The 14,915-nt window shown below is 63.5% G+C and carries 15 protein-coding genes; 8 read left to right on the top strand and 7 right to left on the bottom strand.

The features are described from left to right. Positions 1 to 267: 267 nt before the first annotated feature. The 5 genes from JDV76_RS12500 to ychF all read right to left on the bottom strand — a co-directional run bounded on the left by JDV76_RS12500 (position 268) and on the right by ychF (position 3,127). Positions 268 to 735, bottom strand: coding sequence for a methyltransferase domain-containing protein (locus tag JDV76_RS12500; protein WP_232958818.1), 468 nt, complete (start codon positions 733 to 735; stop codon positions 268 to 270). Next, entirely contained in the window at positions 716 to 1,096 is a 381-nt protein-coding gene (locus JDV76_RS12495; protein WP_232958817.1) for a methyltransferase domain-containing protein, read from the bottom strand. The genes JDV76_RS12500 and JDV76_RS12495 overlap by 20 nt, the downstream gene beginning before the upstream one ends. 225 nt (positions 1,097 to 1,321) lie before the next feature. Beyond that, positions 1,322 to 1,642, bottom strand: coding sequence for a HigA family addiction module antitoxin (locus JDV76_RS03780; protein WP_198735552.1), 321 nt, complete (start codon positions 1,640 to 1,642; stop codon positions 1,322 to 1,324). Then, positions 1,617 to 1,898 (bottom strand): type II toxin-antitoxin system RelE/ParE family toxin, encoded by a 282-nt coding sequence (locus JDV76_RS03775; protein WP_198735551.1) that lies wholly within the window; start codon positions 1,896 to 1,898, stop codon positions 1,617 to 1,619. Before JDV76_RS03775 ends, JDV76_RS03780 begins: the two co-directional genes overlap by 26 nt. A 149-nt stretch (positions 1,899 to 2,047) precedes the next feature. After that, complete coding sequence (gene ychF / locus JDV76_RS03770; RefSeq protein WP_198735550.1) at positions 2,048 to 3,127, bottom strand: redox-regulated ATPase YchF; 1,080 nt, start codon at positions 3,125 to 3,127, stop codon at positions 2,048 to 2,050. Positions 3,128 to 3,461: 334 nt separating this feature from the next. On the opposite strand from ychF, the gene JDV76_RS03765 reads away from it, so the two are divergent. The 5 genes from JDV76_RS03765 (at position 3,462) to JDV76_RS03745 (ending at position 9,385) form a co-directional block, all read left to right on the top strand. Then, positions 3,462 to 5,090, top strand: a complete 1,629-nt coding sequence (locus JDV76_RS03765; RefSeq protein ID WP_198735549.1) for a sodium-dependent transporter — start codon at positions 3,462 to 3,464, stop codon at positions 5,088 to 5,090. Further along, a complete protein-coding gene (gene metS, locus JDV76_RS03760) occupies positions 5,087 to 5,278 on the top strand; it encodes a methionine/alanine import NSS transporter subunit MetS (protein ID WP_198735548.1) in 192 nt (63 codons plus the stop codon). The genes JDV76_RS03765 and metS overlap by 4 nt, the downstream gene beginning before the upstream one ends. A 219-nt stretch (positions 5,279 to 5,497) precedes the next feature. Continuing rightward, positions 5,498 to 6,922, top strand: coding sequence for an AI-2E family transporter (locus JDV76_RS03755; RefSeq protein ID WP_376993010.1), 1,425 nt, complete (start codon positions 5,498 to 5,500; stop codon positions 6,920 to 6,922). A 40-nt stretch (positions 6,923 to 6,962) separates the two neighbouring features. Beyond that, on the top strand, positions 6,963 to 8,132 hold the full coding sequence (locus JDV76_RS03750) for a DNA recombination protein RmuC (protein ID WP_198735547.1): 1,170 nt from the start codon (positions 6,963 to 6,965) through the stop codon (positions 8,130 to 8,132). A 71-nt stretch (positions 8,133 to 8,203) separates the two neighbouring features. Beyond that, on the top strand, positions 8,204 to 9,385 hold the full coding sequence (locus JDV76_RS03745; protein WP_198735546.1) for a DUF6542 domain-containing protein: 1,182 nt from the start codon (positions 8,204 to 8,206) through the stop codon (positions 9,383 to 9,385). A 694-nt stretch (positions 9,386 to 10,079) separates the two neighbouring features. On the opposite strand, the gene JDV76_RS03740 is transcribed toward JDV76_RS03745, so the two are convergent. Then, a complete protein-coding gene (locus tag JDV76_RS03740; protein WP_198735545.1) occupies positions 10,080 to 11,051 on the bottom strand; it encodes a 4-hydroxy-3-methylbut-2-enyl diphosphate reductase in 972 nt (323 codons plus the stop codon). Positions 11,052 to 11,167: 116 nt separating this feature from the next. Between JDV76_RS03740 and xseA the strand changes: the two genes are divergently transcribed. Then, positions 11,168 to 12,406 carry an exodeoxyribonuclease VII large subunit gene (gene xseA, locus JDV76_RS03735; RefSeq protein ID WP_198735544.1) on the top strand — a complete coding sequence of 413 codons (1,239 nt, stop codon included), beginning with the start codon at positions 11,168 to 11,170 and terminating at the stop codon, positions 12,404 to 12,406. 42 nt (positions 12,407 to 12,448) lie between these two features. Continuing rightward, positions 12,449 to 12,730 (top strand): exodeoxyribonuclease VII small subunit, encoded by a 282-nt coding sequence (locus JDV76_RS03730; protein ID WP_198735543.1) that lies wholly within the window; start codon positions 12,449 to 12,451, stop codon positions 12,728 to 12,730. Positions 12,731 to 12,755: 25 nt separating this feature from the next. Here the strand turns inward: JDV76_RS03730 and JDV76_RS12875 are convergent, their stop codons facing one another. Then, a complete protein-coding gene (locus JDV76_RS12875) occupies positions 12,756 to 13,322 on the bottom strand; it encodes a DUF4245 family protein (RefSeq protein WP_198735542.1) in 567 nt (188 codons plus the stop codon). A gap of 387 nt (positions 13,323 to 13,709) precedes the next feature. Between JDV76_RS12875 and glpX the strand changes: the two genes are divergently transcribed. Next, positions 13,710 to 14,711 carry a class II fructose-bisphosphatase gene (glpX, locus tag JDV76_RS03720; RefSeq protein WP_198735541.1) on the top strand — a complete coding sequence of 334 codons (1,002 nt, stop codon included), beginning with the start codon at positions 13,710 to 13,712 and terminating at the stop codon, positions 14,709 to 14,711. Positions 14,712 to 14,915: the final 204 nt, after the last annotated feature.

Below are 14,915 nucleotides of genomic sequence, written 5' to 3'. Positions count from 1 at the left end.
CCTCCGCAACGACGTATTGCCTTAGGTAAGTGGCGGAACCACAGCCGGAGAGGCCCAGTTCGACCGACGGTCAGGGTATCGACGACGGTTGCTCCTGCACCTGTTCCATCAGGCACCCCGGCAGCGCACGGAACACGCACCGCTGACCGGTATCAGGCTGTTGGGGCGACAACATGAGAGTCTCCTGTACCGAGTTCCGGATCAACTCCCGAGGAGAATCCGCTCACACCACCCTTCGGTCACGGATCACCGGAAGATCCCGCTCGTTCAGCGGAAGACGATCATCTCACCGTGGGTCATCATGAAACACGAATCCGGATGGTCAGCCCAGCTTCGCCACGCCCTCACCATCTCGTCCAGATCCCCATCAGTCATCCCCAAAACGGTGGCCGCCCGATCACGGAAGATCGCCCCGGAGATGCGGTCGGCCTGGCTATTGCCCCACCACCGGCAACTGGCCGTGTCCGCGTACGTCCATGCGCTGGTCGTGATGACGGGATCGGCGAGTCCTGCGGCGTTAGCCCAGGCACGAAGATGACGCCCCGCGTCCGGCTCTCCGCCACTGCGCTTCGCGAGCTCCCGGTACGTGTGCAGCCACCGTTCTATTCCCCGGTACTCCGGATACCAGGACATCGCCGCGTAATCGGCGTCCCGTACCGCGACATCCCCACCCAGAGCGCAGCCCCTGTGCATCTCCGTCAGCGCCCTCACGGAGTCAACGACATGCTGGAGCACCTGATGCGTGCACCACCTCGAACGATCCGTCCGGGAACGGAAGCTGAAGAACATCCCCCACCACGAAGCGGATCCCCGAATCCCCTCGACCTTCAGCCATCTGCCGGGCGGCACCCAGTGGTTCGGCGGTGTTCTCGAGGCCGATCACACGCCCCTCCGGGCCAACGATCTCCGCCAGGTCGAGAGTGATGCTTCCGGGGCCGCAGCCAATGTCGAGAACACTCATTCCCGGTTTCAGGTGCGGCAGGAGATAGCCGCAGGAGTTCGCGGCGGTTCGCACCGTGTGCGAGGCGAGGGTCGCGGAGTCATGGCCGTGGACGTACTTAGGCGCATTCGAGTCAACCGGAACAGAACTGATCATGAAAGAAGTGTAGGGGTGCTTGTGGGCCCACCCACTCCTGACGAAGATGGTTCGACACGACCTATCGGGGCCCGCGGTCTCTCCGCAGGAAAATGTGGGCCCTCTTGCGTGAGGGAAGGGAAAATCCGGCGATGCTCTCCGGGACACCCCGAGGTCAACTATCCGGAACAGGCGCCACCGTCGGAACTCATCCTCTCATCCAGCGGACACCGTAGCCGCCTGATGTCACGCAACCTGCAGAGGCTTGATACCGGCGATCGATCCACCCAGGGCCCTCCGCCGCATACGTAGCTCGTAGTTCGCCTGCAGGTTCATCCAAAACTCCTCGGAGGTACCGAAGTATCGAGCCAACCGGATCGCAGTATCGGCGGTGATACCTCGCTTACCGTGCACTATCTCATTGATTCTCCGGGGCGGAACCCCGATCTCCACGGCGAGCTTGTTCTGGCTGATGCCGAAGCCTTCAATGAAGTCCTCCATGAGAATCTCCCCGGGGTGAATCGGACTGATCAGATCGGTTTCAGTGATAGTCGACGAGTTCGACATCGTCCGCACATCCCTTCCTCCAGATGAAACAGATACGCCACTGGGCGTTGACACGAATACTGTATTGTCCTCGTCGGTCACCGATCAGGCGCTCCAGCCGGTTACCCGGAGGTATTCGCAGATCCGAAACATCCTTGGCAGCGTGGATGAGCTCGAGTTTCCTGAGGGCCTTCCGCTGAACCGTCCGATCGATGCTCCTGACGTACTTCTCCTGCCAGATATGCTCGGTGTCCCTGTTGCCGAACGATCTGATCACATCAGCAGTGTATAACGGAATCCGTCATTGACGCCAGGCGTTAAAGTCCAGTTCCATGATCCGGGAGGGCTCCGGTTCCACATCCTGCCCCGTGCCCAGCACGGGTGCTGCGCGGGCCGGAAATCACAGAACCAGTGATGGACAGTTGGCTAAACGTTGAACTTGAAGTCCACCACGTCGCCGTCGGCCATGACGTAGTCCTTGCCTTCCTGGCGGACCTTGCCACGTGCCTTGGCTTCCGCCATGGAGCCGGCTTCGTCGAGGTCGGTGAAGGCGACGATCTCGGCCTTGATGAAGCCGCGTTCGAAGTCGGAGTGGATCACGCCGGCGGCCTGGGGGGCGGTGTCGCCCTTGTGGATCGTCCAGGCCCGGGATTCCTTGGGGCCTGCGGTGAGGTAGGTCTGCAGGCCGAGGGTGTCGAAGCCGGCGCGGGCGAGGGAGTGCAGGCCGGGTTCGTGCTGGCCGACGGATTCGAGGAGCTCGGCGGCTTCTTCCTCGTCGAGTTCGAGGAGCTCTGTCTCGGTCTTGGCGTCGAGGAAGACGCAGTCGGCGGGTGCGACGAGGTCGCGGAGTTCCTGCTTGCGGTCCTCGTCGGTGAGTACGGTCTCGTCGGCGTTGAAGACGTAGAGGAACGGCTTCGCGGTGAGCAGGTGGAGTTCGCGCAGCGTTCCGAGGTCGATCTCGTCCTTGGCCTTGAACAGGGTGCGGTCGTCCTCGAGGATCGTCTGCGCCTTCTTGACGGCCTCGACCTCGGCGGCCTTGGACTTGTCCTTGCGGGCTTCCTTCTCCAGGCGCGGTATGGCCTTCTCGATGGTCTCGAGGTCCGCGAGGATGAGTTCGGACTCGATGACGGCCATGTCGCTGACGGGGTCGACTCGTCCGTCGACGTGGATGACGTCGTCGTCGCTGAATACTCGGACGACCTGGCAGATGGCGTCGGATTCGCGGATGTTGGCAAGGAACTTGTTGCCCATGCCCTCCCCCTGGGAGGCGCCCTTGACGATGCCCGCGATGTCGACGAAGGAGACGGTCGCGGGCAGGATGCGCTCGGATCCGAAGATCTCGGCGAGACGCTTGAGTCGCGCGTCCGGCAGTTCGACCAGCCCGACGTTGGGCTCGATGGTGGCGAACGGGTAGTTCGCCGCCAGCACATCGTTGCGGGTCAGCGCGTTGAACAGGGTTGACTTGCCGACGTTGGGCAGTCCGACGATTCCAAGAGTAAGGCTCACAGTCGCTTATCCTATCAACCGCTGAGCAGCACGCAGGATATCACCGGACTCGCAGCATGCCGGGAGGAGTGGCGATGCGTCATAAAGCGCTTGTCATCCGCTACACCCAGGCTCTCATTTGGTGGACGGCATGTTTTACCCAATGAAATGAGCTGCTAGAGTCATTCCAGGTTAAGAAAAACCGTAGAACGCGCTGAAGGTAATCGGCATGGCGCCACCCCTGCCACCGACACCTGCGCCGGACATTTGACCGCGGTCGTAATCCCAGTCACCACCCCGACGCCCACCGATCGCCGCGGTATCTCCTCATCCGACTTGATCCGAAAGGCCGGCAATGGCTGCTGACACTTCTCAAGGTCGCGAAGTATTTTCCACCCGCATAGCGTTCCTGCTTGCGGCGATCGGTTCCGCTGTGGGCCTGGGTAATATTTGGCGCTTCCCCTACGTCGCCTATGAAAACGGTGGCGGCGCATTCCTGATTCCTTACATGGTGGCTCTGATCACCGCGGGTATCCCACTCCTCTTCCTCGACTACGCGTTGGGCCACAGGTTCCGTGGTTCCGCCCCCCTCGCCTACCGTCGTCTGCGGACCTGGGCGGAGCCCGTCGGCTGGGTTCAGGTGGGCATCTGCTTCATCATCACCATCTACTATGCCGCCATCATCGGTTGGGCGGCTCTCTACACCCTGAAATCCTTCAACACGGCATGGGGCGATGACCCCAACACGTACTTCTTCGAGGACTTCCTGAAGTTTGACAGCACACAGATGGTCTCGATGGACATCGTGCCGCAGATCGCTCTCGCACTCGCTTTCGTCTGGGTTCTGGCGATCATCGTTCTCGCGATGGGCGTGGACGAGGGCATCGGACGCATCTCCAAGGTGTTCATGCCGATCCTGACCGTGCTCTTCATCCTCGTGGTCGGCTACTCCGTCACCCTGGAGGGCGCCGCTGAGGGTCTCGACGCCTTCTTCACCCCGAACTGGGCCGCGCTGAGCGATCCGGGCGTGTGGGTCGCCGCGTACGGCCAGATCTTCTTCTCCCTGTCGATCTGCTTCGGCATCATGCTGACGTACTCCTCCTACCTCAAGCCGCGCACCAACCTGACCGGCACCGGCCTGGTGACCGCATTCGCGAACTCCTCCTTCGAGGTTCTCGCCGGCATCGGCGTGTTCTCGGCCCTCGGCTACATGGCTGTCCAGCAGAACGTTCCCGTCGACGAGGTCGCGACCTCCGGCATCGGTCTGGCGTTCATCGCGTTCCCGGCGATCATCAACCAGATGCCTCTCGGCCCCGTCTTCGGTGTCATGTTCTTCGGTTGCCTCACCGTGGCCGGTTTCACGTCTTTGTTCTCCCTTCTTGAGGTCGTTGTCTCCGCTGTGAAGGACAAGCTCGCTCTACCCCGCAAGGCCACCGCTTTGGGTGTCGGTGTTCTCATGACGTTGATTTCCCTGACCTTGTTCGCCACGACCTCCGGTCTCGCAACCCTGGACATCATGGACAAGTTCGTGAACAACATCGGCATCGTCGGCATCGCACTGATCGCGATCATCATCGTGGACTGGGTTCTGCGTCGATCGGATGAGATGGCTCTCCACCTCAACGCGGTCTCCAGCTTCCGGGTCGGTAACCTGTGGCGCATCTGCGTCGTGAACATCACGACGATCGTTCTGGGCTACACGCTGCTGCAGGAACTGATCAGCCTGATCCAGGAGAACTACGGTGGATACACCACCATTCAGGTGAATGTCTGGGGCTGGGGTGTTGTCGCCCTGATCCTGACTACTGCCCTCGTTATGAGCCTCGTCCCGTGGCGCGGAAACATCGCCCTTGTCGGTCCCCCCGGTTCCGACTTCGGCGTCGACCCCGACCTGCAGCTCGAGATCACCACCCCGCAGAAATACGATCCGGAACGCCCGCGGCACGCAGGCTTCGCGATCGAACAGTTAGGAGCCCGCAAATGAGTGGTATCGCAATCATGATGATGATCCTGTTCATGGTGGTCATCTGGGGCGGCCTCCTGGTGAGCATCCTCGCCCTGCGCAAGCACCCCGATGACTCCTCCGGGATCCTCGGCGACTCGCACCTCGCGACGGACGACGTCCTGATCGAGCAGGAGAAGGCCGGTCCCCCGGCCCGCAACACCGACTAGACGGTCCGACCCCGACCGAAAACCCGCCCTGACCGTCCCCACGGCCAAGGGCGGGTTTCCCGTTCCTAGGACAGAAGGAGAAGCCCTGATCATCAACTCCATTGCCAACATCGGTCCACCGTGTTCAGGAACACACCGATTTAGGGCAATATAGTGGCTGTGACCGACGCCCGCGATTCCTCCGACCGCGTCTCCGGCATCAGGCCCGGAGACAGCTCAATGCTGTCCGGGTCCTTCGATTCGGCGGCTTCGCCACATCCGACAGCCGATCAGTCTTTGCACGGGATGGACGCCCTTGTCAATGAAGCCTCCCGTACATTCGAGGAGTTCCAGCCCGACGCCCCCATCGACCGGTCGGTGATCATCGCCGAAGGACTACGCGAGTTCGCGGCGTGGTGTCTCCGCCTGCTGATCGTCTCCGCCGCCACCTACATGGTCGGGTTCGTTCTACTGAAGGTCTGGCAGGGGGTTCTGCCGGTCGTTCTCGCCCTGATCGTCTCCTCCGTGCTCTACCAGCCCGCCTACTGGCTCCGGCGGCACGGAGTGCCCGGCGCGCTGGCCGCGATCATCACGATTCTCGGGACCCTCGCGCTATTCAGCGGGATGATCGCGCTGATGGCACCCAGTGTCGCCCGACAATCGCAGGCTCTCTACTACCAGGCGTTTGAGGGCGTCCAGCGGGTCCAGCTGTGGCTGCAGGACCCACCAGTCGAGTTCCAGGGAAGCGATCTGGGTGACTGGCTCGCTGAGGGTGCGACGTGGATGCAGAAGCAGGCCTCGACGATCGCCGGGGAGATCTTCGCCGGACTCGGGGTAGCCTCAACGATCCTCATCATGCTCGGCATTGTACTCGTGCTGACGTTCTTCTTCCTCAAGGACGGCGACCGTTTCCTGCCCTGGCTGCGGGAGGTCACGGGGCCGAGGATCGGCTGGCACCTGACCGAACTTCTGACCCGTTCCTGGAACACCCTGTCGGGGTTCATCCGCGCACAGGCGGTCGTCGCATTGATGGACGCACTGTTCATCGGCCTCGGCCTCGTGCTGATCGGGGTACCGATGGCGCTCGTGCTCGCTGTGCTCACCTTCATCGCCGGATTCATCCCCATCGTCGGGGCCGTCGTCGCGGGAGCGTTGGCAGTCCTCATCGCGTTCGTGTCCCTCGGAATGACCGAAGCGGTCCTGGTGCTGATCCTCGCGATCGCGGTCCAGCAGTTCGAGGGCTACGTTCTCTCTCCCTGGCTCCAATCGAAGGCGATGAATCTGCATCCGGTGATCGTGCTGGTCTCCGTCACCGTCGGGGGTGGCATGTTCGGCATCATAGGGGCATTCCTCGCGGTGCCAACGGCGGCGATGGTCGCGGTGCTCTTCCGGTACCTTTCGGATATGGTCGCGCTGCGCGCCGGCGAGAAGACTGCGGATCAGATCGTCTTCGCTACCGTCGCAGGGTCGCTGACTGCCCGCCACGGCGAGGAAGCGGGACGCCGGATGCGGGCGGCGCGGCGATCCACCGGTGACGGGCCCGGTGACCTCCGTGCCGCCGACGGCGAGAAGGACATGGGCGCCTCACCGGATCGCGCGGTCTCCACGAACCGCTTCCATGACCTCACCTCGAAATTCGTACACCTTTTCGACACGCCGCGCTAGTGCCGTCCCCGTGTCCGATACGGATGGCACAGTGATTCCTATGAGTCCGCCCGCCACATTCTTCCTCACCCTGATTCTCGGTATCGCAATCGGTGCAGTACTCGGATGGCTCACCCGCGGACAGAGTTCGAGGGCGACCACCACCGACGTCACACGGCTCGCAGAACTCGCGTCCGCACAACTCCGGGCGGACACCGCCGAACGAACCTCCGCCGCAGCCGAACAACTCACCGGACGGGTCAGCACTTCCCTGGCGCCACTGCAGCAGGCCGTGGTTCAGCTGAGTCAGCAGGTACGCGCGCTGGAACAGGAGAGGGTTGAGGCCTACGCCGCGCTAAGCAGTCAAATGCAGTCGATGACGCGGACCTCCACCATGCTGTCAGACCGGACGGGCAAACTCGTCACGGCGCTGCGTGCGCCCCAGGTCCGCGGACGATGGGGTGAGATGCAACTGGAACGGGTCGTGGAGATGGCCGGAATGGTGCGCTATTGCGACTTCGACACGCAGGTCTCCGCGCGCGGCTCGGAGGGTGCTCTGCGCCCCGATCTAGTGGTCCGGCTGTCCGGGGGGCGAACAATCATCGTGGACTCCAAGGTTCCCTTCGCGGCATACCTGGATGCGCTGGATACCGAGGACCCCGAGGAGCACGCGGCCCACCTGCGCCGCCATGCGCACCAGCTGCGCAGCCACGTCAATCAGCTGTCATCGAAGAACTACTCCGCTGCATTCGAGCGGACTCCCGATTTCACCGTGCTCTTCGTTCCGGCGGACCCCTTCCTGGATGCGGCATTGACTACGGATCCTGAGCTTCTCGAGCACGCGTTTTCGAGAAACATTATCCTTGCGACCCCGACGACACTGGTGGCGCTCCTGCGCACGGTGGGACTCGGCTGGCAGCAGGAGGCGGTGAATGAGCAGGCGGCCACGATCCACCGGCTCGGGCGGCAGCTGTACTCCCGGCTGAACACCATGGCGGAGCACTACAACAAGGTGGGTAGCGCCCTCGACCGCGCCGTGGACGCCTACAACTCGACGCTGGGTTCCCTGGAGTCTCGCGTAATGGTCACGGCCCGTACCTTGCACGAGATGGACGCCGGTCCCGCGGGAAACACCCGCCCCACGACACTGCGGCCTGCAACCGGGAGGGGACGGAGGATCACACCGACGGGCGATTCTCCTGTCCCCGGTGATGGGATCGAGGGGGCCTGACGGACAGCTGAGGCATCGCCGCGGGGTGACGGTACCGAAATTCAGCGCCGAAGTCGGTAACATATCGTCCCGTGCCCCAGCAGTCCCCGATTCGGTCGAACAACCGGCGCCCCGTCTCCTTAGTCCGGCGCGCCGGAATTCCGACGTGGTGCTGCCCCATCATCATGATCCTCTCTCTGATTGTGGGTACGGTCATCAGTGTCAACCAGCAACAGATCAGCGGCGTCTACCTCGGGCTCTTCGCAGCTACAGCCCTCGGGTGCACCCTGTTCGTCGTGCCACGCGGCCTCTGGCTGACCACCGCCGGTGTCCCGCTGATGTTCGGCGTTGCCACCCCCGTCGCAGCCTGGACGATAACCCGCTCCACCGCTGCGGAGGGAAGTGACGCGTTTTCCGCGACAGGGATAGCCACTGCGATCTACCCGCTGGCGCAGCATTTCCCAATCCTCGCGGCGACCACCGTCGGCTGCATCCTGGTCGCGGCTCTGCGCCTCACCCGGGTACGCCAGCTGCAGATCATCGCCGAACGCACCCATATTCAGGCCCGGAGGCAGATCACCGACGCCGAGCACCGGAATATAGCCACGGCGGCGAGGGCGCGCAGTGTCAGCTCCCGTGCCCGCCGCCAAAAGGTCGAGGGTGATACCCGTCCCACCGTCGCGGAGCTCCGTCGGAAGACCATGGAGGAGGAATCTGCACGGCGTCGCCGAATGCATCCGGATTCCGGGGGCAGCCTCCGGGGCGGAGGACAGAGTCCCCGTCGGCGGCCCGTCGGCGGGCCGCGTCAACTGTTCTCCGAGCAGTCCCAGCCACGCCCCACCACGGATGACCGGGACCGTACGACACGTGCACAGCGTGCGGTGCGGTCCGCGGCCACGGACCGTCAGCCCGGGCATGCCCGGGCTGCGCAGCAGCGGGACCCCGAACATGAAGAACGTCACCTGCGTCCGGAAGTCCGCCGTGAGCGTTATTCCGTCGGGGAACCCGCCCGTCGTCGGGTGCAGGATCCCCGGGAACAACGGCAGCGGGAGGATTCCTCCGAGTACCCGCGAGGTCCCCGCCGGCGGCCTGTCGCGCGACCACAGCGTCCCCGTCGGGAGCAGCACCTCATCGGAACCAACCACACGCCCGATGCTCCCGCTCCCCGACATGGTCTAGAGCAGGCGGCGCATCCCTCCCCCACCCCGGAGGACACACCGCAGGCACCCCCGACACGTCGGCGACGGTGGCTGGATGACGATCTCTACAGCTGACCCCACCGGTGTCCGCCGATGGGCAGTCACCTCCGCTCATGTTCGTCCCGACTTCGACGCACGTTCGCGCCCCTCCCCCACGCATCAGTAGGGGCCGGTCGGGAAAACTCCGAAGGCCTTCCCGACTGGCTCTTCATTCCGTCATCACCCGGGACCGCCACCATTCGAACGAAGCCACTCAACATGATATCGGTTCCCTGGTCTTTCTTCTCCGCATGAACGACGAGAGAATGAACACCTAAACAGCCGAACGCTACGTAGAGCACGTACAACGGAATACCCGACCAGTCGAATTCGGTCCCCGCACTGAGAGACACCCAGGAACGAGTCCCTTTTTGGAGGAAATCCAGGGTTTTCCCTCGGTATCCTCGAGTGAGCTGCAGTGTCTGTGCCAATCGACAGAGTACGATTCTCTTGTCGGACGATCACTCCCGCGACTGCACATAGACCTGATCGTTATCGAGCAGGCGAGCGGCCCACAAGTTCTGGGAACAGGAAACAACCGACCCAGCTCAAGGCACCTGTTCGTCCGAGGCACAGTCGGCAGCGACGGTCGGTGAAGCCACCGCCCCCACGAGCCCTCTGATCGTCCCCGAATCCGTCACCAGGCTCACGGGTACATCCCTACATTGCCGACCACGCGATAACGCCCGCAATCATCAAGGCATCACCGCTCGGCCGGTATCAGTGTCGGTCAGCGACGCCCGACGGAGTCCTTCGGCCGCAAATCTCGGGGAAGGGCGAAGACGAGCTTCTCCGCGGCGGTGGTGACCTCCTCCACCTTCGTGTACCCGTGTTCCGCGAGTAGCTCGAGGACGTCTCGGACGAGGATCTCCGGTACCGAGGCACCGGAGGTCACGCCGACGCAGCTGACGCCCTCGAACCACGCGGTGTCCACCTGCGAGGCGTAGTCGACGAGATAGCTGGCGTCGGTCCCGGCCTGGAGGGCGACCTCGACGAGGCGCTTGGAGTTCGAGGAGTTCTGGGAGCCGACGACGATCATCAGCTGGCACTGCTCGGCGATGGCCTTGACCGCAACCTGACGGTTCTGGGTCGCGTAGCAGATGTCATCGGAGGGGGGGTCCTGGAGCTGGGGGTATTTCTGCTTGAGCAAGTTGACGATGGTCATGGTCTCGTCGACGGAGAGTGTGGTCTGAGACAGCCAGATGAGTTTCTCACCGCCGTCGAAGTCGAGCTTGTCGACCCCCTCGACGCCGTCGACAAGGTGAACGACCTCCGGCGCCTCGCCGGCGGTTCCCTCAACTTCCTCGTGTCCCTCATGGCCGATGAGGAGAATCTGGTATCCCTGCTTCGCGAACCGTTTCACCTCATTGTGGACTTTGGTGACGAGCGGACAGGTGGCATCCAGTGTCTTGAGGTCGAGCGTCCTGGCCTCCGCGTGCACGGCGGGGCTGACACCGTGCGCGGAGAATACGAGGTGCGCACCCTCGGGTACTTGGAAGGTCTCATCGACGAAGATCGCACCGCGTTCTGCGAGGGTGTCCACGACATATCGGTTATGCACGATTTCCTTACGCACGTACACCGGGGCGCCGTACTTCTCCAGGGCCCGCTCGACGGTTTCGACCGCGCGGTCGACTCCGGCACAGTAACCGCGCGGGGCGGCGAGCAGGACCTTTTTTTCAGTGGCAACGGGTGACGTCATGGGCTACAGCGTAACCAAAGGTCCGGCTAAACGCCTACAATCAAGGTTTCGGAACCGGTCGAGAATGCGGTTCCCGAAGCCCACGATCCCGAGTCCCTGCAAGGAGAAGCACGCCTGTGAGTCCAGCAGCTCCCTCTGCCGATAGTCCGTGGCCCGTCCGGGAAGTGAACGCCAAGGTAAAGGCGTGGATCGAACGGCTCGGCCAGATTTGGGTGGAAGGTCAGCTCACGCAAATCAACGCGAAGCCGACCTGGAAGCTGTCGTATCTAACGCTCCGCGACACAGAGGCGGACGCGAGCGTGCAGCTCACGTGTTACACGTCGCTTCTCCGTAATTCGCCAGTTCCCCTGCGTGACGGGGAGCGAGTGATCGTCCATGGCAAGCCCGCGTTCTACCCGGGGCGGGGCAGTTTCTCCTTGTGGGTGACCGAGATCCGCCCGGTGGGCATCGGTGAATTGCTCGCCCGGATCGAGATGTTGCGCCGGACGTTGGCCGCAGAGGGGCTCTTCGATCCGAGCCGGAAGAAGCGGTTGCCTTATCTGCCGAACTGCGTCGGGCTGATCACGGGGCGGGGTTCCGCCGCTGAGCGTGATGTGCTGTCGGTCGCGAAGGACCGGTGGCCGGAGGTTCGTTTCCGGGTCATCAACACGCCGGTCCAGGGCGCGACGGCGGCTCCCGAGATCATCCGGGCCTTGGGAACCCTCGATGCCGACCCGGAGGTCGACGTCATCATCATCGCCCGCGGAGGCGGGTCTGTGGAGGATCTTCTGCCTTTCTCGGAGGAGTCCCTGCAGCGGGCCGTCGCCGCAGCATCGACGCCAGTGGTCAGTGCAATCGGGCATGAACCGGACGCCCCCGTGCTCGACAATGTTGCGGATCTGCGCACCGCCACCCCCACGGACGCCGCGAAGCGGGTCGTCCCCGATGTTGCCGAACAACGGGCACTCATCCAATCGTTGCGGGCGCGGAGTGCCCAGGCACTGCGTGGCTGGGTGCAGCACCAGTCGCAGGCTCTTCAGGATCTGCGGAGTCGACCTGTGCTCGCCGACCCGATGCTGCCGATCACCCGGCGGTCGGAGGAACTCACGCAGTTCGTCCGACACCTCCGCGTCCAGGTGACCCACGACCTGGATCAGCAGGAGACCCGTATCCAAGCCCTCCGGTCGAGGGTAGCCACCCTGGGGCCCTCCGCGACCCTCGCTCGCGGCTACGCTGTCGTGCAGGTGGGGCCTGCAGGAGCCAAACCCGAGGTGGTCACCTCGATCGATCAAACCCCGCCCGGGAGTCAGTTGCGGATTCGGGTCACTGACGGTGCTATCACCGCGGCCACCATGGCGACACGCTACGCCGATTGACCCAGATCAGCCCACTCCAGATCGAGACAGGAGAGAAACGACGTGAACAGTGACGCTGTAGGTACCGGCCAACCGGGGGAGAATGCCTTCCCGGCGGTCTCAGAACTCAGCTACGAGGCCGCGCGGGACGAGTTGGTCGAAATCGTCAAGATCCTCGAACACGGCCAGATGCCACTCGACGAGTCCCTGAACTTCTGGGAGCGCGGTGAGGCACTCGCGAAGCGCTGCGAGGAGCACCTCGACGGCGCCCGGAACAGGGTCGAAGCCATCCTCCGGTCCGACGAGTCCGACGTGCTGACGGAGGACACCCCGGACACCGAGTGACACCGAGTTCCGGGTTCGCTCCGGCTCAGTTCAGGATCGGCTCGACGATCAGGGTGTTGTGAATCAGCTGGCGGAATTCCGCATCATCGGCGGTTCCCGCGAACACGAGCGTGACGTCACCGTCGGTGGCCGTCCAGACGGTGTCGGCGGTGTCCTCGAAAGGTGTCCAGACCGTGAACTCGTGACCGTCGACCTCACGGGTTCCGTTGACTTCGCGAGGATGCGCGTCAAGTTGCTCCACGGCGTCCTCCGCGGGCTGATCCGTCTGCAAGAGCTGGAGATACCCCCGTTCCGCAGTGACCCAGCCGATGAGTGGAGCGGGTGTGTTGTTGACCGGGTGTCTGCGGGCGGAGTTAGCCACCCAACCCTCTGGACTCTCGGGCAGCCGGACCGGGAACGTCACGGCCCGTGCCTGGAGATCGAGGAAACTCTGCGCATCCACCTCGCGGACCGGCCCGTTCTCCACCGGGTCCTTACGGAGGGAACACATTCCGGTGAAGGTGACGACGAGCGCCATGATGACGACGATGACCAGCAATGACATCACCATGTCCCTGCTGTCCTGGAAGATACGGGGTTTGTTTTCGGCCACGGGAACCAGTATGTCAGAACCCGGTTCGTGTGCTCCGTCGCGGTTCCCGACCGTACCGAGGGCGACTCCGGGTACCACGGGACGGGGGTAAGGCAGGTATCTGGACCGTACACGTTGCCCCCCACGATGGTCAGAAAGTGCAACAATGGTAAGCAGCGGACGCACGGACAGATCCCGGACGCAGTACCGCGCATGTAGCTCGTGCGGAGATGCGCCGGGTGCGCCTCCTGGAGGAATATGGCTGCGCGCCCGCAGCTGATCACCACATGACCTAACGACTACAAACAAGCGGTCACATACCGTCCCGCCTGCTATCTCGGGTACTTCCCGGGCCACAGCGGAGGGGTGGAGGCCGCACATGAGCGCCTTACAGGAGGCACTGACATCATGAGCATCCAGAAACCCGATCGTCCGGACCGCAACCTCGCGATGGAACTTGTCCGCGTCACCGAGGCAGGCGCGCTGGCATCCGGTCGGTGGGTGGGACGCGGTAAGAAGAACGAGGGCGACGGCGCGGCAGTCGATGCGATGCGGAAGCTCATCAACTCCGTGAACATGCGTGGTGTCATCGTCATCGGTGAGGGTGAGAAGGACGAAGCCCCCATGTTGTTCAACGGCGAGGAGGTCGGCACCGGTGAAGGGGCCGCCGTGGACATCGCCGTGGACCCGGTCGATGGTACGACGTTGATGGCGGAGGGCCGTCCAAACGCCATCTCGGTGCTTGCGGCAGCAGAGCGCGGTTCGATGTACGACCCGTCCGCGGTCTTCTACATGGACAAGATCGCCTGCGGCCCTGAGTCCGCCGGAAAGATCGACATCCTCGCTCCCGTCGAGTACAACATAAAGGCCGTGGCGAAGGGCAAGGGTATTCCCGTGCACGATGTGACCGTCGTCGTGCTGGACCGCCCCCGGCACCGGTCACTGATCGCGGACATCCGTGAAGCCGGTGCGAAGATCCGTCTCATCCGCGACGGTGACGTCGCCGGTGCCGTCGCCGCCGCACAGACCACCAACTCCGTGGACCTGATGATGGGTATCGGAGGCACCCCGGAGGGCATCATCACCGCCTGCGCCATGAAGTGTATGGGCGGTGAGATCCAGGGCAAGCTTCACCCCACCAGCGACGAGGAGCGCCAGCGCGCGCTCGATGCCGGCCATGATCTCGATCGGGTGCTGTTCACCGACGATCTCGTCCGCTCGGACAACTGCTACTTCGTTGCGACCGGTGTGACCAAGGGCGACATGCTGCGCGGTGTGACCTACCGCGCGTCGTCCGCGACAACCCGTTCGCTGGTCATGCGCTCCCGCTCCGGCACGGTGCGCCACATCGAGTCGGTACACCAGCTGGCCAAGCTCCAGGAGTACTCGGTCGTCGACTACGGTTCCTAGACCGAGACCTGTGTCCGGGTCGCACCATCCCGGGTCGTTGAGGGCGCCCTCCCGGTCACCGGGACGGGCGCCTTCGCAGCTTCTCCGGGAGGCGCACGAACACGCCGGAGCCGATCCGGATGCCCGCCTGCCACCCCCGAATGTGTGCACACGATCCCGCCGGGTGCCGCATTACGCTGCGATCTGTTTCACAGGGCATCGTTC

Source organism: Corynebacterium marambiense, assembly GCF_016342275.1.
GTDB lineage: Bacteria > Actinomycetota > Actinomycetes > Mycobacteriales > Mycobacteriaceae > Corynebacterium > Corynebacterium marambiense.
Note: the sequence above shows the minus strand (reverse complement) of the source record. Positions and strands in the feature narration are given on the sequence as shown.

What these genes read in the sequence shown, in the direction of transcription:
- JDV76_RS12495 (WP_232958817.1), bottom strand. Translation starts at nt 1,096, where the DNA reads ATGATCAGTTCTGTTCCGGTTGACTCGAATGCGCCTAAGTACGTCCAC.
- JDV76_RS03780 (WP_198735552.1), bottom strand. Translation starts at nt 1,642, where the DNA reads ATGTCGAACTCGTCGACTATCACTGAAACCGATCTGATCAGTCCGATT.
- JDV76_RS03765 (WP_198735549.1), top strand. Translation starts at nt 3,462, where the DNA reads ATGGCTGCTGACACTTCTCAAGGTCGCGAAGTATTTTCCACCCGCATA.
- metS (WP_198735548.1), top strand. Translation starts at nt 5,087, where the DNA reads ATGAGTGGTATCGCAATCATGATGATGATCCTGTTCATGGTGGTCATC.
- glpX (WP_198735541.1), top strand. Translation starts at nt 13,710, where the DNA reads ATGAGCATCCAGAAACCCGATCGTCCGGACCGCAACCTCGCGATGGAA.
- JDV76_RS03755 (WP_376993010.1), top strand. Translation starts at nt 5,498, where the DNA reads ATGCTGTCCGGGTCCTTCGATTCGGCGGCTTCGCCACATCCGACAGCC.
- JDV76_RS03740 (WP_198735545.1), bottom strand. Translation starts at nt 11,051, where the DNA reads ATGACGTCACCCGTTGCCACTGAAAAAAAGGTCCTGCTCGCCGCCCCG.
- JDV76_RS03750 (WP_198735547.1), top strand. Translation starts at nt 6,963, where the DNA reads ATGAGTCCGCCCGCCACATTCTTCCTCACCCTGATTCTCGGTATCGCA.